The organism is Streptomyces sp. YKOK-I1, assembly GCF_054660435.1.
This window is the reverse complement of sequence record NZ_BAAGDR010000001.1, coordinates 7,180,486-7,203,759: the sequence shown is the minus strand read 5'-3', so window position 1 is coordinate 7,203,759 and position 23,274 is coordinate 7,180,486. Positions and strand designations below refer to the sequence as shown.

15 protein-coding genes are annotated in these 23,274 nt (G+C 71.8%); 3 read left to right on the top strand and 12 right to left on the bottom strand.

Annotated features, from left to right (window positions below; all coding sequences use genetic code 11):
- Nucleotides 1–250: 250 nt before the first annotated feature.
- The gene (gene proS / locus ACYQ8Q_RS32225; protein WP_460069909.1) at nucleotides 251–1,666 is read right to left on the bottom strand and encodes a proline--tRNA ligase; all 1,416 of its coding nucleotides are present in this window, start codon (nucleotides 1,664–1,666) and stop codon (nucleotides 251–253) included.
- A 199-nt stretch (nucleotides 1,667–1,865) separates the two neighbouring features.
- Here proS and ACYQ8Q_RS32220 point away from each other — a divergent pair, with 199 nt between their 5' ends.
- Nucleotides 1,866–2,741, top strand: a complete 876-nt coding sequence (locus tag ACYQ8Q_RS32220) for an SAM-dependent methyltransferase (RefSeq protein ID WP_460069907.1) — start codon at nucleotides 1,866–1,868, stop codon at nucleotides 2,739–2,741.
- 15 nt (nucleotides 2,742–2,756) lie between these two features.
- On the opposite strand, the gene ftsH is transcribed toward ACYQ8Q_RS32220, so the two are convergent.
- The 6 genes from ftsH to nsdA all read right to left on the bottom strand — a co-directional run bounded on the left by ftsH (nucleotide 2,757) and on the right by nsdA (nucleotide 12,445).
- Nucleotides 2,757–4,700, bottom strand: a complete 1,944-nt coding sequence (ftsH, locus tag ACYQ8Q_RS32215; protein ID WP_460069905.1) for an ATP-dependent zinc metalloprotease FtsH — start codon at nucleotides 4,698–4,700, stop codon at nucleotides 2,757–2,759.
- A gap of 113 nt (nucleotides 4,701–4,813) precedes the next feature.
- Nucleotides 4,814–6,364, bottom strand: a complete 1,551-nt coding sequence (gene ffh / locus ACYQ8Q_RS32210; protein ID WP_460069903.1) for a signal recognition particle protein — start codon at nucleotides 6,362–6,364, stop codon at nucleotides 4,814–4,816.
- Between the two features lie 112 nt (nucleotides 6,365–6,476).
- Nucleotides 6,477–8,930 carry a [protein-PII] uridylyltransferase gene (locus tag ACYQ8Q_RS32205; RefSeq protein ID WP_460069901.1) on the bottom strand — a complete coding sequence of 818 codons (2,454 nt, stop codon included), beginning with the start codon at nucleotides 8,928–8,930 and terminating at the stop codon, nucleotides 6,477–6,479.
- A gap of 26 nt (nucleotides 8,931–8,956) precedes the next feature.
- Entirely contained in the window at nucleotides 8,957–9,295 is a 339-nt protein-coding gene (locus tag ACYQ8Q_RS32200; RefSeq protein WP_003997576.1) for a P-II family nitrogen regulator, read from the bottom strand.
- The gene (locus tag ACYQ8Q_RS32195; protein WP_460069899.1) at nucleotides 9,292–10,626 is read right to left on the bottom strand and encodes an ammonium transporter; all 1,335 of its coding nucleotides are present in this window, start codon (nucleotides 10,624–10,626) and stop codon (nucleotides 9,292–9,294) included. Before ACYQ8Q_RS32195 ends, ACYQ8Q_RS32200 begins: the two co-directional genes overlap by 4 nt.
- A 334-nt stretch (nucleotides 10,627–10,960) precedes the next feature.
- Nucleotides 10,961–12,445 (bottom strand): transcriptional repressor NsdA, encoded by a 1,485-nt coding sequence (nsdA, locus tag ACYQ8Q_RS32190; RefSeq protein WP_460069896.1) that lies wholly within the window; start codon nucleotides 12,443–12,445, stop codon nucleotides 10,961–10,963.
- Nucleotides 12,446–12,892: 447 nt separating this feature from the next.
- On the opposite strand from nsdA, the gene ACYQ8Q_RS32185 reads away from it, so the two are divergent.
- Nucleotides 12,893–13,549 carry a bifunctional DNA primase/polymerase gene (locus ACYQ8Q_RS32185; RefSeq protein ID WP_460069894.1) on the top strand — a complete coding sequence of 219 codons (657 nt, stop codon included), beginning with the start codon at nucleotides 12,893–12,895 and terminating at the stop codon, nucleotides 13,547–13,549.
- 132 nt (nucleotides 13,550–13,681) lie between these two features.
- Here ACYQ8Q_RS32185 and ftsY read toward each other — a convergent pair whose 3' ends face one another.
- Nucleotides 13,682–14,896, bottom strand: coding sequence for a signal recognition particle-docking protein FtsY (ftsY, locus tag ACYQ8Q_RS32180; RefSeq protein ID WP_460069893.1), 1,215 nt, complete (start codon nucleotides 14,894–14,896; stop codon nucleotides 13,682–13,684).
- Between the two features lie 294 nt (nucleotides 14,897–15,190).
- On the opposite strand from ftsY, the gene ACYQ8Q_RS32175 reads away from it, so the two are divergent.
- A complete protein-coding gene (locus tag ACYQ8Q_RS32175; protein ID WP_460069890.1) occupies nucleotides 15,191–16,162 on the top strand; it encodes an LLM class flavin-dependent oxidoreductase in 972 nt (323 codons plus the stop codon).
- A gap of 755 nt (nucleotides 16,163–16,917) precedes the next feature.
- On the opposite strand, the gene ACYQ8Q_RS32170 is transcribed toward ACYQ8Q_RS32175, so the two are convergent.
- The 4 genes from ACYQ8Q_RS32170 to ACYQ8Q_RS32155 form a co-directional block, all read right to left on the bottom strand.
- The gene (locus ACYQ8Q_RS32170; RefSeq protein WP_460069888.1) at nucleotides 16,918–18,333 is read right to left on the bottom strand and encodes a sugar porter family MFS transporter; all 1,416 of its coding nucleotides are present in this window, start codon (nucleotides 18,331–18,333) and stop codon (nucleotides 16,918–16,920) included.
- Between the two features lie 156 nt (nucleotides 18,334–18,489).
- Nucleotides 18,490–22,098: a chromosome segregation protein SMC gene (smc, locus tag ACYQ8Q_RS32165; protein ID WP_460069887.1), complete on the bottom strand. Its 3,609-nt coding sequence runs from the start codon at nucleotides 22,096–22,098 to the stop codon at nucleotides 18,490–18,492.
- 268 nt (nucleotides 22,099–22,366) lie between these two features.
- A complete protein-coding gene (locus ACYQ8Q_RS32160; protein ID WP_460069885.1) occupies nucleotides 22,367–22,570 on the bottom strand; it encodes a hypothetical protein in 204 nt (67 codons plus the stop codon).
- Nucleotides 22,571–22,948: 378 nt separating this feature from the next.
- Nucleotides 22,949–23,230, bottom strand: coding sequence for an acylphosphatase (locus ACYQ8Q_RS32155; protein WP_460069882.1), 282 nt, complete (start codon nucleotides 23,228–23,230; stop codon nucleotides 22,949–22,951).
- Nucleotides 23,231–23,274: the final 44 nt, after the last annotated feature.

The following is a 23,274-nucleotide window of genomic DNA, read 5'->3' as shown; positions in this document are numbered from 1 at the left end:
CGAGCGGGGGTGCCGCTGTGTTCCTATTCCGGGGCATCCCAAATAATTTGCACGTACCCGTCAGTTGCCGCTGATGCGTGGAGACGAGGGCGGGTGCGCTGATCTGCGGAGAAGCCTCACAGCTCACCCCAAGGTGGTGCGTAGTTCGCCGTACGCCCCGGCGCGTAGCCGTTGTCCGCGCGCCGGGGAACAGGTGTACGGCGGGGCGCAAGAGGCGTTTCGGTCGCTCTGCCCGCCGGAGCGCGCCGTCTCAGTAGGCGCGCGCGACGACCGCGACGTTACCGGGCGCGTCCTCGGTGTCCGGCACCGACCCGTCCTCGGCGACCAGACACCGTACGGTCACGGCGTGCTCGGCGAGGGCGGCCTCGCCCTGCGCGCCGAGCACCGCCCAGGGGATGCGCGCCCAGCGGCCGGACGTGGCCGCCTCGACGGCCTCCCCGGGCGTGGCCACCTCCACCGTCCGCGCCTCGCGCCGCTGGAGGGACTGCGTCAGCAGCAGCGCCTGGTCCTCCTCCAGCACGGACGGCAGCAGCTGTACGAGGCTGTCGACGGCCACCGGCTCCTTGCCTCCCGGGATGCGGCGGGCCAGCATCGCCGTGCCGTTCTCCAGGTCGCGCGGCCCGATCTCGACGCGGACGGGCACGCCCTTCAGCTCCCAGTCGACGGCACGCCGCCCGAAGGGCACGTCGGTGCGGTCGTCGACGTGCGTCCGGATCCCGGCCACCCGCAGCCGGTCGCCCAGCTCGCGGACCTTGGCCAGAACCGCCTCGTCGCCCTTGATCGCGAGGACCACGGCCTGGATCTGCGCCAGCCGGGGCGGCACCCGCAGCCCGTCGTCGTCGCCGTGCATCATCACCAGGGCGCCGATCATGCGGGTCGTCGAACCCCAGGACGTCTGCCAGACCAGTTCCCGGGTGCCGTCCTTGGACAGGTACGTGGTCTGGAACGCCTTGGCGAAGTTCTGGCCGAGTTCATGGCTGGTGGCCATCTGGAGGGCCTTGCCGTCGCCCATCATCCCTTCGAGGGTGAGGGTGTTGACGGCTCCGGCGAACCGCTCCCGGGTGGTCTTGCGGCCGGCCACCACGTCCATCGCGAGGACGTTCACCATGAAGTCCTCGTAGACCCGCCGGTGGATGTGCGCGGCGAAGTCGCGGGCGTCCTCGTAGGTCGCGTGCGCGGTGTGCCCCTCCTGCCAGAGGAACTCGGTCGTCCGCAGGAACAGCCGCGGGCGCAGCTCCCAACGGACGACGTTGGCCCACTGGTTGATGAGCAGGGGCAGGTCGCGGTAGCTCTGCACCCACTTCGCGAAGTACTCGTTGATGATCATCTCGGAGGTGGGGCGGACCACCGCCGGCTCCTCCAGCTCCTTGCCGCCGCCGTGCGTGACCACCGCCAGCTCCGGGGCGAAACCCTCGACATGATCGGCCTCGCGGGTGAGGTACGACTGCGGGATCAGCAGCGGGAAGTACGCGTTCTGGGTGCCCGTCTCCTTGATACGGGCGTCCATCTCGGCCTGCATCCGCTCCCACAGCCCGTACCCGTACGGCCGGATGACCATGGTGCCGCGCACCGGACCGTTGTCGGCCAGTTCGGCCTTGTTGATCAGATCCTGGTACCACCGGGGGAAGTCGTCCGCCCGCGGGGTGAGAACGGGTGCCTTGGCCATGACGCGATGCTACGGGCCCACGTTGCCGGAATGTGAATTCTCGCCACTCCTCCCGCGCGTCCACAAGCGGGGCCCCGAGACCCCTGGACGCGGCCGCAGAGGGGGAGTTACCTGGCATACGGGGGCGGTGCGCAGGCACTGCACGGGGGTCACCTGATCGGTACTGCGGCAAATTCTCGGCGGAATGGGGCGCTTATTCATGACACCTGTGCTCGTGCGGCAGCACCTTCCCACCGCGGGGCCGGTGCCCCGCACGGACCTGGGTGCACGCGCGCGTGACTGGTCCGAGATCCAGGAACGGATGCTGGTCCCGCTCTACGAGGCCGTCTACGAGCGGCTGGAAGTGGGCCCCGGCACCCGGCTGCTCGGCCTCGGCTGCGGCTCCGGGCTCGCCCTGCTGATGGCCGCCTCCCGGGGCGCGTCCCTCACCGGGGCCGAACCCGGCTCCCCCGAACGGCTGGCCCTCGCGCGCGAGCGGCTGCTGCCCTCGGCCGGGGAGGGAGACGCGCGGGGAGGCATCCGGCTGACCGGCCGGTCACCGGGGGACGCGGCCGGCGCGGAGACGCCCGCGTACACCCTGGTGACCGCCTTCGAGCCGATCGGCGCGCTCGCGGGCGACACGGAGGCACTGGCCGGGCTGCTCGCGGCGGCGGTCCCGCTCGCCGAGCGGGGGGCGCCGGTGGTGCTCGTCGGCTGGGGACCGCCGGAGCGCTGCGCCACCTGGGACGTGCTGCGCACGGTGGCCGGACCGGACGCCCTGACCCGCGGCGACGCGGCCGACGGCGGCCCGGGCCGACTGCGGCACGCCCTGCGCGACGACCTGGAGGAGGCCGCGCAGCGGGCGGGGCTGAGGCTCGACGGTTCCGGCCGGGTGGCCTGCCCGTTCGGGTACGCCGGGGTGGACAGCGCCGTCCGGGGCCTGCTGTCGACGGGGCTGTTCGACACGGCGGTCGCGGCGAGCGACCAGGACCAGGTCGGCAAGGAGCTGGCGGAGGCGCTGCACCCCTACCGCCGACGGGACGGCACGGTGTGGATGCCGAACGTGTTCCGGTACCTGATCGCCCGTACACCCTGACCGCCGGACCGGGAATCAGTCCTCGTCCTTGCGGAGCCGGGTGATCCCCGCGATGCGGTAGGCGTCGGCCTCCTCCAGGGTCTCGTGCTCCAGGAGCGCCTCGGCGAGGGCGTCCAGCTGGCCGCGGTGGTCGCGGAGTTTGGTGAGCGCCTCCTCGTAGCACTCGTCGACGATCCGGCGCATCTCGTCGTCGATGACGTCGAGGGTGGCCGGGGCCGCGGCGAGGCCGTAGGCCTGCTGGGCGTCGCTGGGCAGGGCGGAGAGCCGGCCGACCCGGTCGCTCATGCCCCAGCGGGCGACCATCCCGCGCGCGATGTTGGTGACCTGTTCGAGGTCGTTCTCGGCGCCGGTGGTGACGACCCCGTAGATCACCTCCTCGGCCGCCATCCCGCCCAGGGCGCCGATGATGCGGCCGCGCAGATACTGCTCGGAGTGCGCGTACCGCTCGACCTCCGGGGTCGACATGGTCACGCCGAGGGCGCGGCCGCGCGGCACGATGGTGACCTTGCGGACGGGGTCGGCGCCCGGCTGGAGCATGCCGAGGAGGGCGTGGCCGCTCTCGTGGTAGGCGGTGCGACGGCGGTCCTCCTCGGGCATCACGAGGGTGCGTTCGGCTCCGAGCTGCACCTTCTCCAGCGCTTCCGACAGGTGCGCCGGGGTGACCTGGCTCTGTTTGCGCTTGACGGCGAGCAGGGCGGCCTCGTTGGCGAGATTGGCCAGATCCGCCCCTGTCATACCGGGGGTGGTGCGGGCCACCTGGGTCAGGTCCACGTCGGGGGCGAGCGGGATCCCGCGGGTGTGGATGCGCAGGATCGCCTCGCGTCCGCCGCGGTCCGGCGGGGAGACGTTGACCACCCGGTCGAAGCGGCCGGGCCGGGTGAGCGCCGGGTCCAGGATGTCGGCGCGGTTGGTGGCCGCGATGACGATCACACCCTCGGAGCCGGAGAAGCCGTCCATCTCGGTGAGGATCTGGTTCAGCGTCTGCTCGCGCTCGTCGTGACCGCTCACCGACGCGCCCCCGCTGCGGACCCGGCCGATGGTGTCGATCTCGTCGATGAAGATGATCGACGGCGCCACCTTGCGGGCCTCGGCGAACAGTTCCCGGACCCGGGAGGCGCCGACGCCCACGATCATCTCGATGAACTCGGACGCGGAGGCCGAGAAGAACGGCACCCCGGCCTCGCCGGCCACCGCGCGGGCCAGCAGGGTCTTGCCGGTGCCGGGCGAGCCCGCGAGCAGCACCCCGCGGGGCATCTTGGCGCCCATCCTTCGGTAGGCGTCCGGGTGTTCCAGGAAGTCGACGACGTCGTCCAGCTCGCCCTTGACCTCGTCGATCCCGGCCACGTCGGCGAAGGTGGTGCGCTGGGTGCCGGGCCGTAGCTCGACGGGTTTGGGCGGCGCCTTGCGGCCGAGCATGCCGCCGGCCCCGCCGAGGCCCCCGGCGAACCTGCGGGCGAAGAAGACCCACACCGCGACCAGCAGCACGATCGGGATCAGCGAGATCAGCAGGTTGGAGAGCAGACTGCGCTGCTGCACGACCGGCCGGGCGGTGACCGTGACGTCGTGGCTGCTCAGGTTCTGCCAGAGGTCGTCGTCCGCGAAGGCGGGGCGCTGGGTCTTGAACCGGGTGTAGGTGCCGTCGTCGTCGGGGTTGTCCCGGGCCTTCCTCAGCTCGCCCTGGATCGCGTCGCCCTTGGAGTAGATCTTCGCGACGTTGCCCTCGTCGACCTGTTTGCTGAACTCGGTGTACGAGATGGTCGGCTCGTTGCCCTGGCCGAGGTAGTTCAGTCCGACGTAGACGATCAGGAAGACGATCACCGCGGTGACGGCGAGGCCCCACCAGCGGCCCCGGGGGCGTCTGCCACCGGGGCCGCCGGGGGGCGGTGTTCCCTCGTCCGGGGTGCCCTCGGAGCGCCATGGCTGGTCGGGGGCCCTGCGCGGCGGAGCGGCATTGCTCATATCTGGACGTTACGGCAGACACCGGACCTCGGCATGCGCTGAGGGCGCCCTCCTCGGCGGAGGGCGCCCTCGGTGACGTATCCCGGACGGCGTCGGCGCGGGCGATGCCCGCGTCAGCCCATGAACTTCTTGAACTCGTCGGGCAGCTCGAAGTCCTGGGCGCCCTGCTGCGGCACCCCGAACGCGTTGCCGCCCTGGGCCTGGGCCTCGCGGCGCTGGGCCGCCTCCAGCTCCTGCTGCCGGCGCTTCATCGGGTTGCCGGAGCGCTGCTTGCCCTTGGCCTGCTTCGGCTGCTTCTTCTGCCGGCCGGGGCCGCCGCCCATGCCCGGGATCCCCGGCATGCCGGGCATACCGCCGCCCTGGGCCATGCGGGACATCATCTTGCGGGCCTCGAAGAACCGCTCGACCAGACCCTTGACCGCGCTGACCTCGACACCGGAGCCCTTGGCGATACGGGCGCGGCGCGAGCCGTTGATGATCGTGGGGTCCTGGCGCTCGGCCGGGGTCATCGACTTGATGATCGCGGCGGTGCGGTCGACGTCCCGCTCGTCGAGGTTGTTGATCTGGTCCTTGATCTGCCCCATGCCGGGCAGCATGCCGAGCAGCTTGCTGATGCTGCCCATCTTCCTGACCTGCTCCATCTGGGACAGGAAGTCGTCCAGGGTGAAGTCCTGGCCCTTCTTCGACGCCAGCTTGGAGGCCATCTTCTCGGCCTCTTCCTGGCTGAACGTCTTCTCCGCCTGCTCGATCAGGGTGAGCAGGTCACCCATGTCGAGGATGCGGGAGGCCATCCGGTCCGGGTGGAAGGCGTCGAAGTCGTCGAGCTTCTCGCCGTTCGAGGCGAACATGATCGGCTTGCCGGTGACCTGGCGGATCGACAGGGCCGCACCGCCGCGGGCGTCGCCGTCGAGCTTGGAGAGCACCACGCCGTCGAAGCCGACGCCGTCGCGGAAGGCCTCCGCGGTGTTGACCGCGTCCTGACCGATCATCGCGTCGACGACGAAGAGGATCTCGTCGGGCGAGACGGCGTCGCGGATGTCCGCGGCCTGCTGCATCAGCTCCTGGTCGATACCGAGGCGGCCGGCGGTGTCCACGATCACGATGTCGTGGACCTTGGCCTTCGCGAACTCGATGGAGTCCTTGGCGACCTGGACCGGGTCGCCCACGCCGTTGCCCGGCTGGGGCGCGTAGACCGCGACGCCCGCGCGCTCGGCGACCACGCTGAGCTGGTTGACGGCGTTGGGGCGCTGGAGGTCGCAGGCGACGAGCAGCGGCGAGTGGCCCTGCTCCTTCAGCCAGCGGCCGAGCTTGCCCGCGAGGGTGGTCTTACCGGCGCCCTGGAGACCGGCCAGCATGATCACGGTGGGCGGCTGCTTGGCGAAGCGCAGCCGCCGGGTCTCCCCGCCGAGGATCGTGACGAGTTCCTCGTTGACGATCTTCAGGACCTGCTGGGCGGGGTTCAGCGCCCGCGAGGCCGAGACATCGAGAGCGCGCTCCTTCACGTTCTTGATGAAGGTGCGGACGACCGGGAGGGCCACGTCGGCCTCGAGGAGGGCGATGCGGATCTCGCGCGCGGTGGCGTCGATGTCCGCCTCGGAGAGCCGTCCCTTGCCGCGCAGGTTCTTGAAAGTCGCTGAGAGGCGATCGGAGAGAGTATCGAACACGGCGGCGTCGGTCCTCGGGGTCGGGGGCGGTAGGAGCGTCTTCAAGGGTATCCCGGACGGGCAAGACCGGGTCACGGTCGTGCCGCGACCCGGTCCGGCGGGTGTGCCGGGGTCAGCCCCGCAGGGTCTCCTCCAGTTTGCGGGAGACGGCCGCCGCCTCGTCGCCCGGCAGCGGGGCCCCCTGCGCGCCGGTGACGTAGAAGGCGTCCACGGCGTTGGCGCCCAGGGTGCTGACGTGCATGCTGCGCACCCGTACCGCCGCGTCCTCCAGGGCCGAGCCGATCCGGAACAGCAGCCCCGGGGCGTCCTGGGCGCGGACCTCGATGACGGTGGCGTGCCGGGAGGCGGCCGGGGCGACCGTCACCCGCGGCGGGGGCGCGACCACGCCCCGGCGCCGGGGGTAGGCCGCGTCGCGCTCGGCGAGCCGTCCGGCGATGTCCAGGGAGCCGTCGAGGGCGCGCACGAGGTCGGCGCGCAGCCGGGCCGCCTGGGGCAGCGAGCCGTACTCGGCGGCGACCCGCCAGTTCAGCAGCAGCACGGAGCCCTCGACGCCGTCCGGCAGGTCCAGGGCGCGCAGCTCGGCGGTGCGCACGGTCAGCCGGTGCACGGCGAGCACCCCGGCCACCGCGGGCAGCACGCCCTCCTGGTCCGGTACGGCGATGAGCAGCTCCACGCCGAGCGGCTCGGGGTCGCCGGCCGGCTGCTCCCCCGCGTCGGCCGGCGGCTCGGTCTGGGCGCGCAGGGCCAGCACGGGGCTGCCGGTGGCGACCGCCTCGATGGCGAGCCGCTCCTGCTCGGCGGTGGGGGCCGCGGTGTCCGGCTCCTCGGGCTCGTCCCCGGCGAGGACCGCCCCGACCCGCTTGACCAGGTCCGCCACGAGCGAACCTCGCCAGGAGGACCAGGCGGCGGGCCCGGTGGCCAGCGCGTCCGCCTCGGTGAGCGCGTGCAGCAGTTCGAGCGTGCCCTGCGAGCCGACGGCGTCGGCGACCGAGCGGACGGTGGCCGGGTCCTCCAGGTCGCGCCGGGTCGCCGTCTCCACGAGCAGCAGGTGATGCCGTACGAGGGAGGAGAGCACCGCCACGTCCGCGCGGTCGAAGCCGATGCGGGCGGCGACGTCCTTGACGATGATCTCGCCCGCGACCGAGTGGTCGCCCGGCCAGCCCTTGCCGATGTCGTGCAGCAGCGCGGAGACCAGGAGGAGGTCGGGGCGGCTGACGCGGCGGGTGAACTCGGAGGCGCGGACGGCGGTCTCGATGAGGTGCCGGTCGACGGTCCAGATGTGCACGGCGTTGCGCTGCGGCCGGCAGCGTACCCGCTCCCAGTCGGGCAGCAGCCGGGTGATCAGGCCCTCGGCCTCCAGCGCCTCCCAGACCTCGACGGTGGGCCGGCCGGAGCCGAGCAGGGTGACCAGCTGTTCGCGGGCCTCGGCCGGCCAGGGGGTCGGCAGGGCGCGCACGGTCGCGGCGAGCCGCCGTACGGCGTGCAGCGAGAGCGGGAGGCCGGCCTGGGCGGCGGCGGCCGCGGCGCGCAGCGGCAGCACGGGGTCGCGTTCGGGGCGGGCGGCGCGGGCGAGCACCACCTCGCCGTCCTGCTCCACGACGCCCTCGGCGAGCGGGGACCGCTCGGGGACGGGCTTCCCGCCGCCGAGCATGGCGCGCAGCCGCGGCCGTACGGCGCGTGAGCGCAGCACGCGGGCCACCTCGCGCCAGGTGACGTCGCTGGCGTACGAGATGACGCGGGCGGCCTCGTAGACCTGCCGCAGGAGGGTGTCGGCGTCGAGGAGGCCCAGTCCGGCGGCCACCTGGTCCTGCTCCTGGAGGGCGAGGCGGTCGGTGGCGCGGCCGGTGGCGAGGTGGAGGGCGTCGCGGACGTCGAGGAGACGGCGGCGGGCGTCGTCGAGGCCCTCGCGGGGTGCGTCGGCGAGCCAGGAGGCGGCGACGGCGCGCAGGGCGGTGGCGTCCCGGAGGCCGCCGCGGGCCTCCTTGAGGTCGGGTTCCAGGAGGTACTGGAGCTCGCCCTGGCGTTCGGCGCGCTCGGCGCAGAGTTCCTGGAGCTCGGGCAGGCGTCTGGGGGCCTGGTTGCGCCAGTCGGCGAGGACGGTGGTCCGCAGTCCGGAGGTCAGGGCCAGGTCGCCGGCGAGGTGGCGGGCGTCGAGGAGGCCGAGCTGGACCTTCAGGTCCTCCCCGGCGGTCTTGCGGGCCTCGGCGGGGGTGCGCACCGAGTGGTCGAGGGCGAGGCCGAGGTCCCAGACCGGGTACCAGAGGCGGTCGGCGAGGGAGGCGACGGCCTTGGGGTCGCTCCCGTCGTGCAGGAGCAGCAGGTCGAGGTCGCTGCGGGGGGAGAGCTCGCCGCGGCCGTAGCCGCCGACGGCGACCAGGGAGACACCGCGCAGCCCTTCGGCCGCCGCGGTGAACAGTCCGGCCAGCCAGTCGTCCGTGAGCGTGGAGAGGGCGGCACGGCGCGGCGGCCCGGACCGCGCCTCCTCGGTGAGGAGGCGCAGTCGGGCCGCCGCATAGCCGCTGGGTCCCGAGTCCTCTGCTTCGTTTCGCACATCCGTGCCCGTCACCCAGCGACTCCTGTTCTGTTCTGCGGTCAGAGCGCGTCCGGGCCGCGCTCGCCGGTACGGACCCTGACGGCCGTCTCGACCGGGAGGGACCAGACCTTGCCGTCGCCGATCTTGCCGGTGCGGGCCGCCTTGACGATGACGTCGATCAGCTGCTCGGCGTCGTCGTCCTCGGCCAGCACCTCGATGCGGATCTTGGGGACCAGGTCGACCGTGTACTCGGCACCGCGGTAGACCTCGGTGTGTCCCCGCTGACGACCGTAACCGCTCGCCTCGGTGACCGTCAGGCCGTGCACACCGAAGGCCTGGAGGGCTTCCTTGATCTCGTCGAGCCGGTGGGGCTTGACGACGGCGGTGATGAGCTTCATGCGTCCACCTTCTTGCTGCTCGCGGCACCGACGGCGGCCGGCGCTGCGGTCCGGGAGGCGCCGCCACCGGCACCGCTGAAGTCGTAGGCGGTCTCGGCGTGCTCGGCCTGGTCGATGCCGGAGATCTCCTCGTCCTCGTCGACCCGCATACCGATGGTCTTGTCGAGGAGGAAGGCGAGCACCGCGGAGGCGATCAGGGAGTAGGCGAGGACGGCGAAGACACCGGCGCACTGCTTCCAGAACTGGTCCATGCCGCCGCCGTAGAAGAGGCCCTTGACGTCGGACTGGCCCTTGCCGCTGGCGAAGAAGCCGATCAGCAGGGAGCCGATGACACCGCCGACCATGTGGACGCCGACGACGTCGAGGGAGTCGTCGTAGCCGAACTTGTACTTCAGGCCGACGGCCGCGGCGCAGGCGACACCGGCGATGGCGCCGACGGCGATGGCGCCGATCGGGGTGACCGCGCCGCCGGACGGGGTGATGGCGACCAGACCGGCGACCGCGCCGGAGGCGGCGCCCAGCGTGGTGAACGCGCCGTGGGCGATCTTCTCGTAGGCGAGCCAGGCGAGCATGGCCGCGGCGGTGGCGATCTGGGTGTTGACGAACATCAGGGAGCCGACGCCGTCGTCGTTGCCGAGCCACGAGCCGGCGTTGAAGCCGAACCAGCCGAACCACAGCAGACCGGCGCCGAGCATGACCAGCGGGAGGCTGTGCGGGCGCATCGGGTCCTTCTTGAAGCCGACGCGCTTGCCGATGACCAGGATCACGCCGAGCGCCGCGGCGCCCGCGTTGATGTGGACTGCGGTACCACCGGCGAAGTCGATCACGCCGAGGTCGAAGGCCCAGCCGCCGGTGCCCCAGACCCAGTGGGCGACCGGGAAGTACACGACCGTGGCCCACAGGACGACGAAGATCGACCAGGCGGAGAACTTCACGCGGTCGGCGATGGCGCCGCTGATCAGGGCGGGGGTGATGATGGCGAACATCATCTGGAAGACGGCGAAGGCGAAGACCGGGATCGTGTACCCGGACCAGATGTCCGCCTTGTCGATACCGGCCCATCCGACGAAGTCGGACTCCCAGCCGATGAGCGAGCCGTGGTCCGTACCGAACGCCATGGAGAAGCCGTACAGCACCCACAGGATCGTGACGATGCCCATGCTGATGAAACTCATCATCAGCATGTTGAGGGTGCTCTTGACCCGGACCATGCCTCCGTAGAAGAAGGCCAGACCCGGGGTCATGATCAGCACCAGGGCGGAACAGATGAGCATGAAACCTGTGTTGGCCACAGACAGCTTGTCTGCGGCAAGCGTGATGGCTGGTGCCATCGGCGTCTCCTCGTCGTAGTACGGCCCCGTGCGGGCGAAGCCAAAGCGGAAAAGAGGGGTGGGCCGGTTATGCGCCATGAGATTGACGCAGCGCGGTTTCGGTCGAAGCCCCTCGTTGTTTCGCCGGCGTGACGAAGGCGCCTGGTGCGTTACGCGTCGATGAACTGGCTGATGTTCGCCGAGCGGATCGTTATCGTGGCGCAACCTTCCCTCGGGGAAGGAAACCGGCCGCGGACGGCCTTCCGATGACCTGGCATGGGGGAGCCGAGTCGGGCACTTCGGGAAGGCCGGCCGCGGCCGGGGTTCTTGGGTTTCGCGGTGTGGTTCGGGGGTGTCAGACGGCCTCGGCCGTCTCCGGCAGCTCCATGGCGAGCCGCTCGGTGAGGTCCACGACCTCGGTCAGGTCGCCGAACTCCCGCACGGCGCTGTCGACGGTCTTTCGGATACGAGTGTTGACCCGCTCGGAGCGGACCTTCTTGGCCTCCTGCATGGCCTGGGCGGCCAGGGTGGCGCTCTGCTCGGGCTCCTGGCGCAGCAGATGCACGGTGGCCATGCCGATGAGGTTCAGCACGTACGACCGCTTGTGGTCGGCGTCGTCCGCGAACAGCCGTACGGCCTTCTGCATCAGGGGTTCGGCGAGGGAGGCGTAGGCGGGGCTGCGGCCGGCGACATAGGCGAGGTCGCGGAAGGAGTGGCTGTTCTCGCCGTACAGCTCGGCCTCGGAGAAGAAGCGGATCCAGTCGGGGTCCGGCTCGTCCCACTCGTCGGCGTCGGCGAAGGTGTCCTCGGCCATCCGCACGGCCCGTTTGCAGCGGCCCGGCTGCCCCATGTTGGCGTAGGCGCGGGCCTCCATCGCATACAGCATGGACTGGGTGCGCGGGCTCGCGCAGTCCCGGCTGCCGTACTGCGCGAGGTGGATCAGTTCCAGCGCGTCCTCGGGCCGTCCCAGGTGGATCATCTGGCGGCTCATGCTGGAGAGGACGTACGAACCGAGCGGCCGGTCGCCGGCCTCCTTGGCGGCGTGCAGGGCGAGCACGAAGTACTTCTGGGCGGTCGGCTGGAGCCCCACGTCGTAGCTCATCCAGCCGGCGAGTTCGGCCAGCTCGGCGGCGACCTTGAACAGCTTGCGGGAGGTCGCCTCGGGCTGGGGTTCCTGGAGGAGGTCGGTCACCTCGTGGAGCTGGCCGACGACGGCCTTGCGGCGCAGTCCGCCGCCGCACTGGGCGTCCCACTGGCGGAACATCACCGTGGTGGACTCCAGCAGGTCCAGCTCGGGCTTGGAGAGCCGGCCGCGGGCCCGGCTGGTGGGCACGGCCTCCGGCTCGGTGAGCGGGGCGGGCGGGGTGGGGACGAGCCAGCGCTGCATCGGCTCGATCAGGGACGGGCCCGCGGACAGCGCCAGCGACGTTCCGAGGAAGCCGCGCCGCGCCAGCATCAGGTCGCTGCGCGAGAACTCGCTGAGCAGGGCCACCGCCTGCGGGCCCGTCCAGGGCAGGTCGACACCGGTCGCGGAGGGTGCCTGGCGGGTGACGCGCAGACCGAGGTCCTCGACCGAGACGACACAGCCGAACCGCTCGGAGAACAGCTCGGAGAGGATCCTGGGGATGGGCTCGCGGGGGTTCTCGCCGTCCAGCCAGCGGCGCACGCGCGAGGTGTCCGTGGAGATGTGGTTGGCGCCCAACTGGCGTGCACGACGGTTGACCTGCCGGGCCAGTTCGCCCTTCGACCAGCCGCTCCGCACGAACCAGGAGGTGAGCAGCTCGTTCGGGCGCTTGTCCGCATGCGAAGCGTTACTCCCGCTTCCATCGTTGCCGCTCACTGGAACGCCCCCATCCCTGAGACCACTTGTCACTGAGTGCGCCAAGCCTTATCAGAATGCCGGTAAATACGGCCCCTCGTCCGGTAGTTGTCACCCTTCGAACGGAAAGTCGACTTGCCTCCGGCATACCCGCAAACGCATGTGCCTCCAGGACCCGCACACTCAAAGTAATCCTACGATCACGGACCCAGCCACGAGGATCCCGGAAACGCCACCATTCGCCACCCCTTCGAATGAACTACCGATGCCCCGTAGGCGATTCACTTGACACAGGACGGGTGGGGGTGAGCGGAGGGAAGCACTCAGGGGCGCGCGTCGCCGACCCCACCACCCGATGCGCTTCCGGACGCCGTCTGCGACGGGCGGCCGACGGGCAGCGAGAACACGCAGAGTCACGACATGCGACCGTTACGTAACCACCGGCGCCGCACACCCGTTGGAGGGGGCATGGGCTTCACGATCGGCGGCATCCGCGAGATCCGCTCCGGCACGCGCAGGCGCGGTCGCTCGTCCGAGTGCACCGCCGTCGCCGAGTTCACAGGACTGTGGGGCTGGGACGTCGTGCCGGGCGCCCGGGCCGCGGCCGGCGTCTGCTCCTGCGGCCGCCCCGGCTGCCGCGCGCCCGGCGCCCACCCCCTGGAGTTCGCGGCCCGGGTTCCGGCCGGCGCCACCCTCGACGACGTGACGCGGGCCTGGGCGGAGTTCCCGGGCGCCGCGGTGATGCTGCCGGTCGGACGCGCCTTCGACGTGATCGAGGTGGCCGGGCCCGCCGGGCGCCGCGCCCTGGTCAGACTGGAGCGCATGGGCCTGCCGCTCGGGCCGGTCACCGCCACCCCGGAGGGCCGCACCCAGTTCTTCGTCGCCCCCGGCGCCGCCGCCGGGCTGACCGGCCTCCTCTACCGCATGGGCTGGGACGACCCGGCCGCCCTCGACCTGCGCGGCCTCGGCCCCGGTACGTACGTCACGGCCCCGCCCTCCGACCGCGGCGGGCTCGGCCCGGTCCACTGGCTGCGCCCCCCGGCCCTGGACTCGGCCACCCACCCCCCGGAGGCCCGGCTGCTGCTGGGGACCCTGGCATACGTGGCACACCGGTCCCGCGCCTAGCGCCCTCCAGCGCCCTTCTCCCGCCGTACACAGCGAAGCGCCCGCTCCCACTGCACCTGGGGGCGGGCGCTTCTCGCTGGTCCCGGATCCGGGGCCACGGGGCTCTTCGCCAAGAGCGGGTCGTTCAGCGGCTCATTCTCCGATGAGGGCGTCAACGAACGCCTCCGGCTCGAACGGCGCGAGGTCGTCCGCGCCCTCGCCGAGGCCGATGAGCTTGACCGGGACGCCCAGCTCGCGCTGGACGGCGACGACGATGCCGCCCTTGGCGGTGCCGTCGAGCTTGGTCAGCACGATGCCGGTGATGTCGACGACCTCGGCGAACACCCGGGCCTGGACCAGGCCGTTCTGCCCGGTGGTGGCGTCGAGGACGAGCAGCACCTCGTCCAGCGGGGCGTGCTTCTCGACGACCCGCTTGACCTTGCCGAGCTCGTCCATGAGCCCGGTCTTGGTGTGCAGCCGCCCGGCGGTGTCGATGAGGACGACGTCCACCCCCATCTCCTTGCCCTCCTTCACCGCGTCGAACGCGACGGAGGCGGGGTCACCGGCCTCGGGCCCGCGCACGGTGTGGGCGCCGACCCGCTCGCCCCAGGTCTGGAGCTGATCGGCGGCGGCGGCGCGGAAGGTGTCGGCGGCGCCGAGGACGACCGTACGGCCGTCGGCGACCAGCACCCGGGCGAGCTTGCCGGTGGTGGTGGTCTTGCCGGTGCCGTTGACGCCGACGACCATCACGATGCCGGGCTTGCGGTCCTCGGGCTCGGTCCGCACCGTGCGGTCGACATCGGTGCCGACCAGCTTGAGCAGCTCCTCGCGCAGCAGGCCGCGCAGCTCGTCGGGGGTGCGGGTGCCGAGCACCTTCACCCGCTCGCGCAGCCGGTCCACCAGCTCCTGGGTGGGCAGCACGCCGACATCGGCGGTGAGCAGGGTGTCCTCGATCTCCTCCCAGGTGTCGTCGTCGAGGTGCTCGCGCGAGAGCAGCGTGAGCAGCCCCTTGCCCAGGGCGTTCTGGGAGCGGGAGAGACGGGCGCGCAGACGTACGAGACGCCCCGCGGTGGGCTCCGGGATCTCGATCTCCGGAGCCTCGGCAGTGAGGTCGGCGGGCGGCTCCTCGACGACGACTCCGGTCGGGCCGCCGTCGGGAAGGTCCACCTCCTCGATCGTGCGGCGCGGTTCGTCGCGCGGCGTCTCGGCCTCGTCGCCGACGTGCGGCTCGGCCGGAGGCGCGGTGATGTCGGGCGCTGCGGGGGGCGGCGGGGGCAGCGGCTTCTTGCGCCGGCTGCCGACGACGAGCCCGCCGAGCACCGCGAGCACGACCACGGCGATGACTACAGCAAGGATGACGGTTTCCATAACAGCCCCAGTATGCGTGACCTCCGTCGCGATCAGTCGTTTACCGATCGGGGCTGTACAGCCCTCGGGCCGGGCTGGCCCGCCGTCTGGCCGAACGCCGACGGGAAGCCCGTAAGGGCGGAGTCACCACCCGTCCAGTATCCGACGGGTGGGGTCCGCAATGAGCGCACCCAGGGCGTGTCACGGTCCATACCGCGGGCCGCGACACACCCTCGCGAAGTCGCAGGATGACACCCCTGGCTACCTGACCATCCGTCAGCTACCGTCCTCCCTCCGCATGCGAAGGGGGTCCCCATGCCTGTCACCGTCGTCCGTTTCAACCTCGTCGCGCCCGGCGCCTCCCCCGCCGAGCTGGGCGCCCGCTACCGGGCCGCGCTGGAGATGGCCGCGTACGCCGACGAGCACGGGGTGACCACCGTGCAGACGGAGGAGCACCACGGCGTCGAGAACAACTGGCTGCCCTCGCCGTTCGTCTTCGCGGGCGCGGTGCTGGGGGCGACCCGGCGGCTGGCGGTCACGGTGTCGGCGGTGATCGGCCCGCTGCACGACCCGCTGCGGCTGGCCGAGGACATCGCGGTCCTGGACCTGCTCAGCGGCGGCCGGCTGCTCACGGTCGCCGGGATCGGCTACCGGCGCGAGGAGTACGACCGCGCGGGCGTCGACTGGACGCGGCGCGGCCGGCTCCAGGACGAGCTGCTGGAGACCGTGCTGAAGGCGTGGACCGGCGAGGAGTTCGCGTACCGGGGCCGTACGGTACGGGTCACCCCGCGCCCGGCGTCCGATCCGCACCCCCTGCTGCTGGTCGGCGGTTCCTCGAAGGCCGCCGCCCGCCGGGCCGCCCGGCTCGGCCTGCCGTTCTTCCCGAGCGCGCACCTGCCGGAGCTGGAGACGTACTACAAGGAGCGGCTGGTGGAGTACGGGACGCAGGGCTGGACGATGATGCCGGGCGCCGAGACTCCGCTGCTGCACATCGCCGAGGACCCGGACCGCGCCTGGGCCGAGTACGGCAGCCACTTCCTCCACGAGGCCCGGACCTACGCCTCCTGGCAGTCCGGCGAGATCCGCTCGGCGGTGCGTTCGGGAGCGGCGACGGTCGAGGAGCTGCGCGCGGAGGGCGTCTACCGGATCCTCACCCCGGACGAGTGCGTGGCACAGGGCCTCGACAACCTCGTCCTGCATCCGCTGGCGGGCGGGATGCCGCTGGAGGAGGGATGGCGAAGCCTGCGGCTGTTCACGGAACGGGTGCTTCCAGCCTTGGAGCCCTGAGCGGACACCACCCACGCCGTGGGGGCGGCCCGGACTCGAGGACGGCGGACCGACCGCCGGGCTGCGCTGCCTGGCGCCGGACGGCCGACCGCCGGGGCGCAGCGCCCCGCACTGGCCGGCCGACCGCTGGGCCGCGGTACCTCGGCGCCGGAGGGCCGAGGCGACGCGCACTGGGCGACCGTTGGGCCGCGGTATCTCGCGCCGGAGGGCCACGTCGGCCGTACCGACCCTCGCCGGACGGTCGACCAGGCGGGCCGGCCCCAGGTGCTTCGTCAGACGACAGGCCGCCGCCCCCGGTCCGGGGTGGCCGGAACGGGGGCGGCGGTCGGGTTCGGGGAGAGGGACAGCGGGGTTTGAGCCCCTCCCCCCGGGTTTGTGGAGGGCCGGGCCCGCGGCGGGGGGCCGGCCCTGCGGGTACCGGCCGGCCCCCTGGGCGCGGGCCTGACCCCTGGGCGCGGGCCTGACCCATGGGTGGGGCCTGACCCATGGGTGGGGCCTGACCCATGGGTGTGCGCCGGACTCCAGGAGGCGGTCCTGACCATGGGGGCAGCCCGGACCCATGCGGGGCGCCGAACTCCTGAAGGCGGGCTGGACCATCGGGGCAGCCCGGACCCATGAGGGGCGCCGAACTCCTGGAGGCCGGCCTGACCATGGGGGCGGGCCGAACCGATGCGGGGCGCCGAACTCCTGGAGGCGGGCTGGACCCGAGGGGGCGGGCCGGACCCCAGGGCTGCGGGTCGGGGCCGGAAAGGGGGTCAGCCCATTTCCTCCAGGGCCTTTCCCTTTGTCTCCTTGACGTACCTGAGGACGAAGGGGACCGAGAGGGCCGCGAAGGCCGCGTAGACGACGTAGGTGAGGGAGAGGTTCCAGTCGGCGAGGGACGGGAAGCTCGCGGTGATGGCCCAGTTGGCGATCCACTGCGCGGAGGCGGCCACGCCCAGGGCGGCGGCGCGGATCCTGTTGGGGAACATCTCGCCGAGCATGACCCAGACGACCACACCCCAGGACAGGGCGAAGAAGAGGACGAAGACATGGGCGGCCACCAGCGCGGTCCAGCCCTGGGCGGCCGGCAGCCTGCCGTCGACGAGGTCGGAGGAGAAGGCCCAGGCCTCCAGCGCGAGGCCGATCACCATGCCGACCGAGCCGATGATCGCGAGCGGGCGGCGGCCGACACGGTCCACGAAGATCATCGCGATGACGGTGCCGACGATGTTGATGATCGAGGTGGTGAAGGAGTAGAAGAACGACTCCGCCGGGTCGACGCCGACCGACTGCCACAGCGTGGAGGAGTAGTAGAAGGCGACGTTGATGCCGACGAACTGTTGGAAGACGGAGAGGCCGATGCCGATCCAGACGATCGGCTTGAAGAAGAAGCCGCCACCGAGCAGGTCCTTGAAGGTGGAGCGGTGCTCACTGTTCATGGCGTGCTCGATCTCGGCCACCCGCGCGTCGAGATCACCGCTCTCGCCCTCGACCTCGGCGAGGATCTCCCGGGCCCGCTCCCGCTTGCCGACGGAGATCAGGAAGCGCGGGGACTCGGGGATGGCGAAGGAGAGCATGCCGTAGAGGACGGCCGGGACGACCATCACGCCGAGCATGACCTGCCAGGCCTCCAGGCCCATGAGCCTGCCGCGCTGGTCGCCGCCTGCGGCGTTGAGCAGCCCCCAGTTGACCAGCTGCGACACGGCGATACCGATGACGATCGCGGCCTGCTGGAAGGAGCCGAGGCGCCCGCGGTAGGCGGGCGGTGCGACCTCGGCGATGTAGGCGGGGCCGATGACGGAGGCCATGCCGATGGCGAAGCCGCCGACGACCCGCCACAGGGCGAAGTCCCACAGGGAGAAGGGCAGCGCCGAGCCGACGGCACTCACGGTGAACAGCGCGGCGGCGATCTGCATGACCCGGATACGGCCGATGCGGTCGGCGATCCGGCCGGCGGTCGCGGCGCCGACGGCACAGCCGATCAGGGCGATGGCGATGACCTGGGCGAGGGCGGCGGAGCCGATGTCGTAGCGGTCCCGGATGGCCTCGACGGCGCCGTTGATCACGGAGCTGTCGTAGCCGAAGAGGAATCCGCCCATCGCCGCTGCCGCCGCGATGAAGATGACGTGCCCGAGATGATCGGCGGGAGCCGTCAAGGCTCCCGACTTCCGTGCCTGCGCTGTGGTCAACGTTCCACTCCCTCGTGGGCCCCCAGATAGGTGGTACCTAAAGGTAAATCCGACGCTGCAGAGACTATGCCTTCAAGTCTCAAAATCAAACGAGGGGAATTGTGAGATCAAAGACATAGAAGAGCCACATGCGTTCACCTCTTGAAGCCAAAGACCTCAGCGCAGCCGCTGGCTGATCACCTTCGAAACACCATCGCCCTGCATGGACACGCCGTACAGCGCGTCGGCGACCTCCATGGTGCGCTTCTGGTGGGTGATCACGATGAGCTGCGAGGACTCCTGGAGCTCCTGCATGATGCGGATCAGCCGCTGCAGGTTGGTGTCGTCGAGGGCGGCCTCGACCTCGTCCATGACGTAGAACGGGCTGGGCCGGGCCTTGAAGATCGACACCAGCATGGCGACGGCCGTCAGCGACCGCTCCCCGCCGGAGAGCAGGCTGAGCCGCTTGACCTTCTTGCCCGGCGGCCGGGCCTCCACGTCCACACCCGTGGTCAGCATGTTGTCCGGGTCGGTCAGGATCAGCCGCCCCTCCCCGCCCGGGAAGAGCCGGCTGAAGACACCCTCGAACTCCCGGGCCGTGTCCCGGAACGCCTCGGTGAAGACCAGCTCGACCCGCTCGTCGACCTCCTTCACCACCTGCAGCAGATCGGCGCGCGTCTTCTTCAGGTCCTCCAGCTGCTCGCTGAGGAACTTGTGGCGCTCCTCCAGCGCGGCGAACTCCTCCAGCGCCAGCGGGTTGACCTTGCCGAGCTGCTGGTACGCCCGCTCGGCCGCCTTCAGCCGCTTCTCCTGCTCGGCACGGCGGAACGGCACCGGCTGGTTACGGGGGTGCTCCGGGTCCTCGGGCAGCACCTCGCCCTCGGCGGGCGGCGACGGCGGTACGAGCTGATGGGGACCGTACTCGGAGACGAGCCCCTCGGGCTCCACGCCCAGCTCCTCCAACGCCTTGGTCTCCAGCTGCTCGATCCGCATCCGCTTCTCGGCGCCGAGCACCTCACCGCGGTGGACCGAGTCGGTCAGCTTGTCCAGCTCGGCCTTGAGGTCGCGCCCGGCGGTGCGGGCGGCGGCCAGCTCCTGCTCCCGGCGCGCCTTGGCGGCCTCGGCGGCGGCCCGCTCCGCCTGCGCCCGGTTGAGGGACACCTCGACGTGCGCGAGCAGCTGGCGGGTGGCCGAGGCGACGGCCTCGGCGACGGCGGCCTCGTGGCGCAGCCGCGCCCTCCGCTGTTCGGCACGCGCGCGTGCCTCGCGTTCCGCGCGGGCGGCCCGGTCGAGCGAGTCGGCCCGCCCGGCCAGTCCCTTCACCCGCTCCTCGTGCGTACGGACCTGGAGCCGCGCCTCCATCTCGGTCTGGCGGGCGTTGGCGCCGTCGGCGGCGAGCCGGTCGCGCACCGAGGTGTCGGGCTCCTCCTCGACGGGCATCTCCTCGGCCACGGCCAGCCGTTCGGCGAGTTCCCCGGCCTCCTCCAGCGCACGGTCGAGCGCGTCCTGTGCGCGGGCGGCTGCCGCCGTGGACCGCTCGGCCTCGCCCGCCGCGCCCCGCGCCTGCCCGGCCAGCCGGCCCAGTTGCTGGGCCACGGCCGACTTCTCCCGGTCCGCGGCCCGGCGCCGCTCCCCCAGCTCCTCGACGAGCGCGGCGCACTGCTTGCGCTGTGCGCCGGCCTGCTGCTGGGCCTCGGTGAGCTCCGCGCAGCGCACGGCCAGCTCTTCGAGCTGTGCGGCCGCCTCGTCCACGGAGGCCTGTACCTCCAGCAGGCTCGGGGCGCCGGCGGAACCGCCGTGGGCGAAGTGGGCGCCGAGGAGGTCGCCTTCGGCGGTGACCGCGGTCAGTTCCGGGTGCCGGTATACGAGGTCCTCGGCGGCTTCGAGGGTGTCGACCACGACGATGTCGTGGAGGAGACGGCGTACGGCGGGGAGGAGGTCGGAGGGGGCGCGGACGAAATCGGCTGCGCGGGGGTGTTGGGCGGCTGCGGGTTCGTCGTGGCTGGTCGCGCCCCGCGGCGGAGCCGTAGACGAGTACAGCCCCGCGCCCCTCGGGGCCGCCTCCGGCGCCCCGGCCAGCAGCAGCGACGCCCGGCCGGCGTCCTGCTTGCGCAGCATGCGGATCGCGTCGGCAGCGGCCGACGGTGAGGTGACCGCGAGGGCGTCCGCCGCCGCTCCGAAAGCCGCCGCCAGCTGGACCTCGTACCCCGGTGTCACCGTCAGCAGTTCGGCGGCCGGGCCCAGCAGTCCGGTGAGGCGGTCCTGCGCGCCGAGCAGGGCGCCCGTACCGTCCTTCCGGCGCAGGCCCAGCGCCAGCGCCTCGTGGCGGGCCTTGGTCGCCGCGCGTTCGCGTTCCGCCGTGGTGGCCGCGTCACGGGCCGCGGTGAGGGCGGCCTCGGCCTCGCCGAGCCGCCGTTTCGCCGCCTCGTGCTGCTCGGCGAGTTCGGCGTCGCCCGCGTCGAGGCCGTCGACCTCGGCCTGGAGGGTCTCGTACTCCTCCTGTGCCGCGAACGCCCGCTCCTGGGCCTCGTCCCTGGCCGCCGCCAGGCGGTCGATCTCGGCCTGGGCCGAGGCGGCGCGCGAACGGGCGGCGTTGACCTGGCCGTTCAGCCGGGCCAGGCCCTCGCGGCGGTCGGCGATGGCGCGGGCGACGTCCTTCAGCCGGCGTTCCTCGACGGCCAGTTCGCGTTCCAGGTCGGCGCGGTGGGCGACGGTGTCGTCCAGGGCGTGCTGGGCCGCTTCGAGGGCGGCCTCCAGTTCGGCCTCCTGTTCGCGGATGCGGGCCGCCTCGCGTTCCATGTCCTCGGGGTCGCGGCCGCGCCGCTCCTCGGGGGGCGTGGAGGTGGCGCTCTTCACCCGGGCGTCGGCGAGGGAGACCGTGCCGCGGACGCGCTCGGCGAGCTGGGAGAGCTCGTACCAGGTCTGCTGGGCGCGCTGGAGGCGCGGGGAGAGCCTGCGGACCTCGTCCTCCAGGAGCGCCTCGCGCTGGAGGGCCTTGCGCAGGTCCTGCTCGGCGGCCTCCTTGCGTTCCTTGAGGGCGGCCTCGTCGGCCACCTCCGCCCGGAGCGCGTCCCGCATCCGTACGAGATCGTCGGCGAGGAGACGCAGGCGGGCGTCGCGGAGGTCCGCCTGGATCACGGCGGCCCGGCGGGCGACCGCCGCCTGGCGGCCCAGCGGCTTGAGCTGGCGGCGCAGTTCGTCGGTCAGATCCTGCACGCGCGCGAGGTTGGCCTGCATCGCGTCGAGTTTGCGGAGCGCCTTCTCCTTGCGCTTGCGGTGCTTGAGGACGCCCGCCGCCTCCTCGATGAAGGCGCGGCGGCCCATGGGGTCGGCGTGCAGGACGGAGTCGAGCTGGCCCTGGCCGACGATGACGTGCATCTCACGGCCGATGCCGGAGTCGGAGAGGAGGTCCTGGATGTCGAGGAGGCGGCAGGTGTCGCCGTTGATCTGGTACTCGCTGCCGCCGTTGCGGAACATGATCCGCGTGATGGTGACCTCGGCGTACTCGATGGGCAGGGCGCCGTCGGAGTTGTCGATGGTCAGGGACACCTCGGCGCGGCCCAGCGGGGGGCGGCCGGTGGTGCCGGCGAAGATGACGTCCTCCATCTTGCCGCCACGCAGCGACTTGGCGCTGTGCTCGCCCATGACCCAGGTGAGCGCGTCGACGACGTTGGACTTGCCCGAGCCGTTGGGCCCGACGACGCACGTGATCCCCGGTTCGAACCGGAGCGTGGTCGCCGAGGCGAACGACTTGAACCCTCGGAGGGTCAGGGCCTTGAGGTGCACGGCGCTGGACTCTACCTTCCGGGGGTGTCTCACTCCATGAACGCCCGGCGACCCCGCGGTTTCACCCATGAACGCACAGGGCACACCACACGTTAAGAAGACTGAGGGGGCGGGGCGCTGGACGGACGGGGACGGACACACACGGCGCGGGGGAAAGAAAGAAGGGACGCCGAGGCGTCCCTTGCAACTTCTGACAACTTAGCGGTCCGACGCGGTTGAGATGTGTCGCCCGACCACTGCGTGGTGCTGTCGTGGAGCGGTGCAGCGATCAGGTGAGCGCAGGCTCCGCCTGGTGTGCGTCGATGCTCTCCATGAAACTGTCGTGAGAAGCGGCAGCCGTGAGCGCGTCGTTCTCGGCCTGGATTCGTCCGAGCTCGGATTCCAGGTCCTGGACGCGCTGCTGGAGCCGTCGCATCTCGGCGAGGAGTCGCGGGTCGGAGCCGCCGACGTAACCGAGAAGCGCCTTTGCCATGATGGATGGTCCTCCACACTGAGTGACCGACCGAAGCGGTGTGGGTCGTGAGGGATTCGCACCCGCGGTCTTGGCTAGATCTTGTTCGTGCTGCCGTTCATCCATGCCAAACAGCTAGGTGCGCGGGGTGCTTTCAGCGTCTCACCAAAAAGTTTGACGGTCAACACGATCACGCCCCGTATTGGCGGGCAACCCTCCGGAGCGCGGCCTGAGCGGCGGCGCTGCGACGGACGCGGGGCCCTTGAGACGTGGCGATCATCCTTGCCTGCGGAGCATGCCAGCACAAGCGATTCTTGGCAACCACCTGCTCCTTTCCCCCAGGGGCACATGCCGGTGGCACATCCCTCCGCTTCCCGGCGGCTGCCCGGCGCGGGGCGGTCAGCGGATCGCGAAGCCGTCGTAGCCGCCGCGCGGTGTGTCCCATATCTCGGTGACTCCGTCCACGCGTCCGGGCGTGTCGTCACCCGTCAGCCAGTTCAGCAGGCCTTCACAGCCCTCTTTGGCCCCTTCGGCGACCACCTGGACCCGGCCGTCGGCCAAATTGAGAGCAAAGCCACTCAGCCCGCCGATCTCCAGCGCCTTGGCCCGTGTGAACCAGCGGAAACCCACGCCCTGGACGTGACCGCGTACCCAGGCGACCAGTCGCACATCCTCACTCATGGGTGCAACCTAACCGGGCAATGTCCCTCGGGGCACTTCCTCCC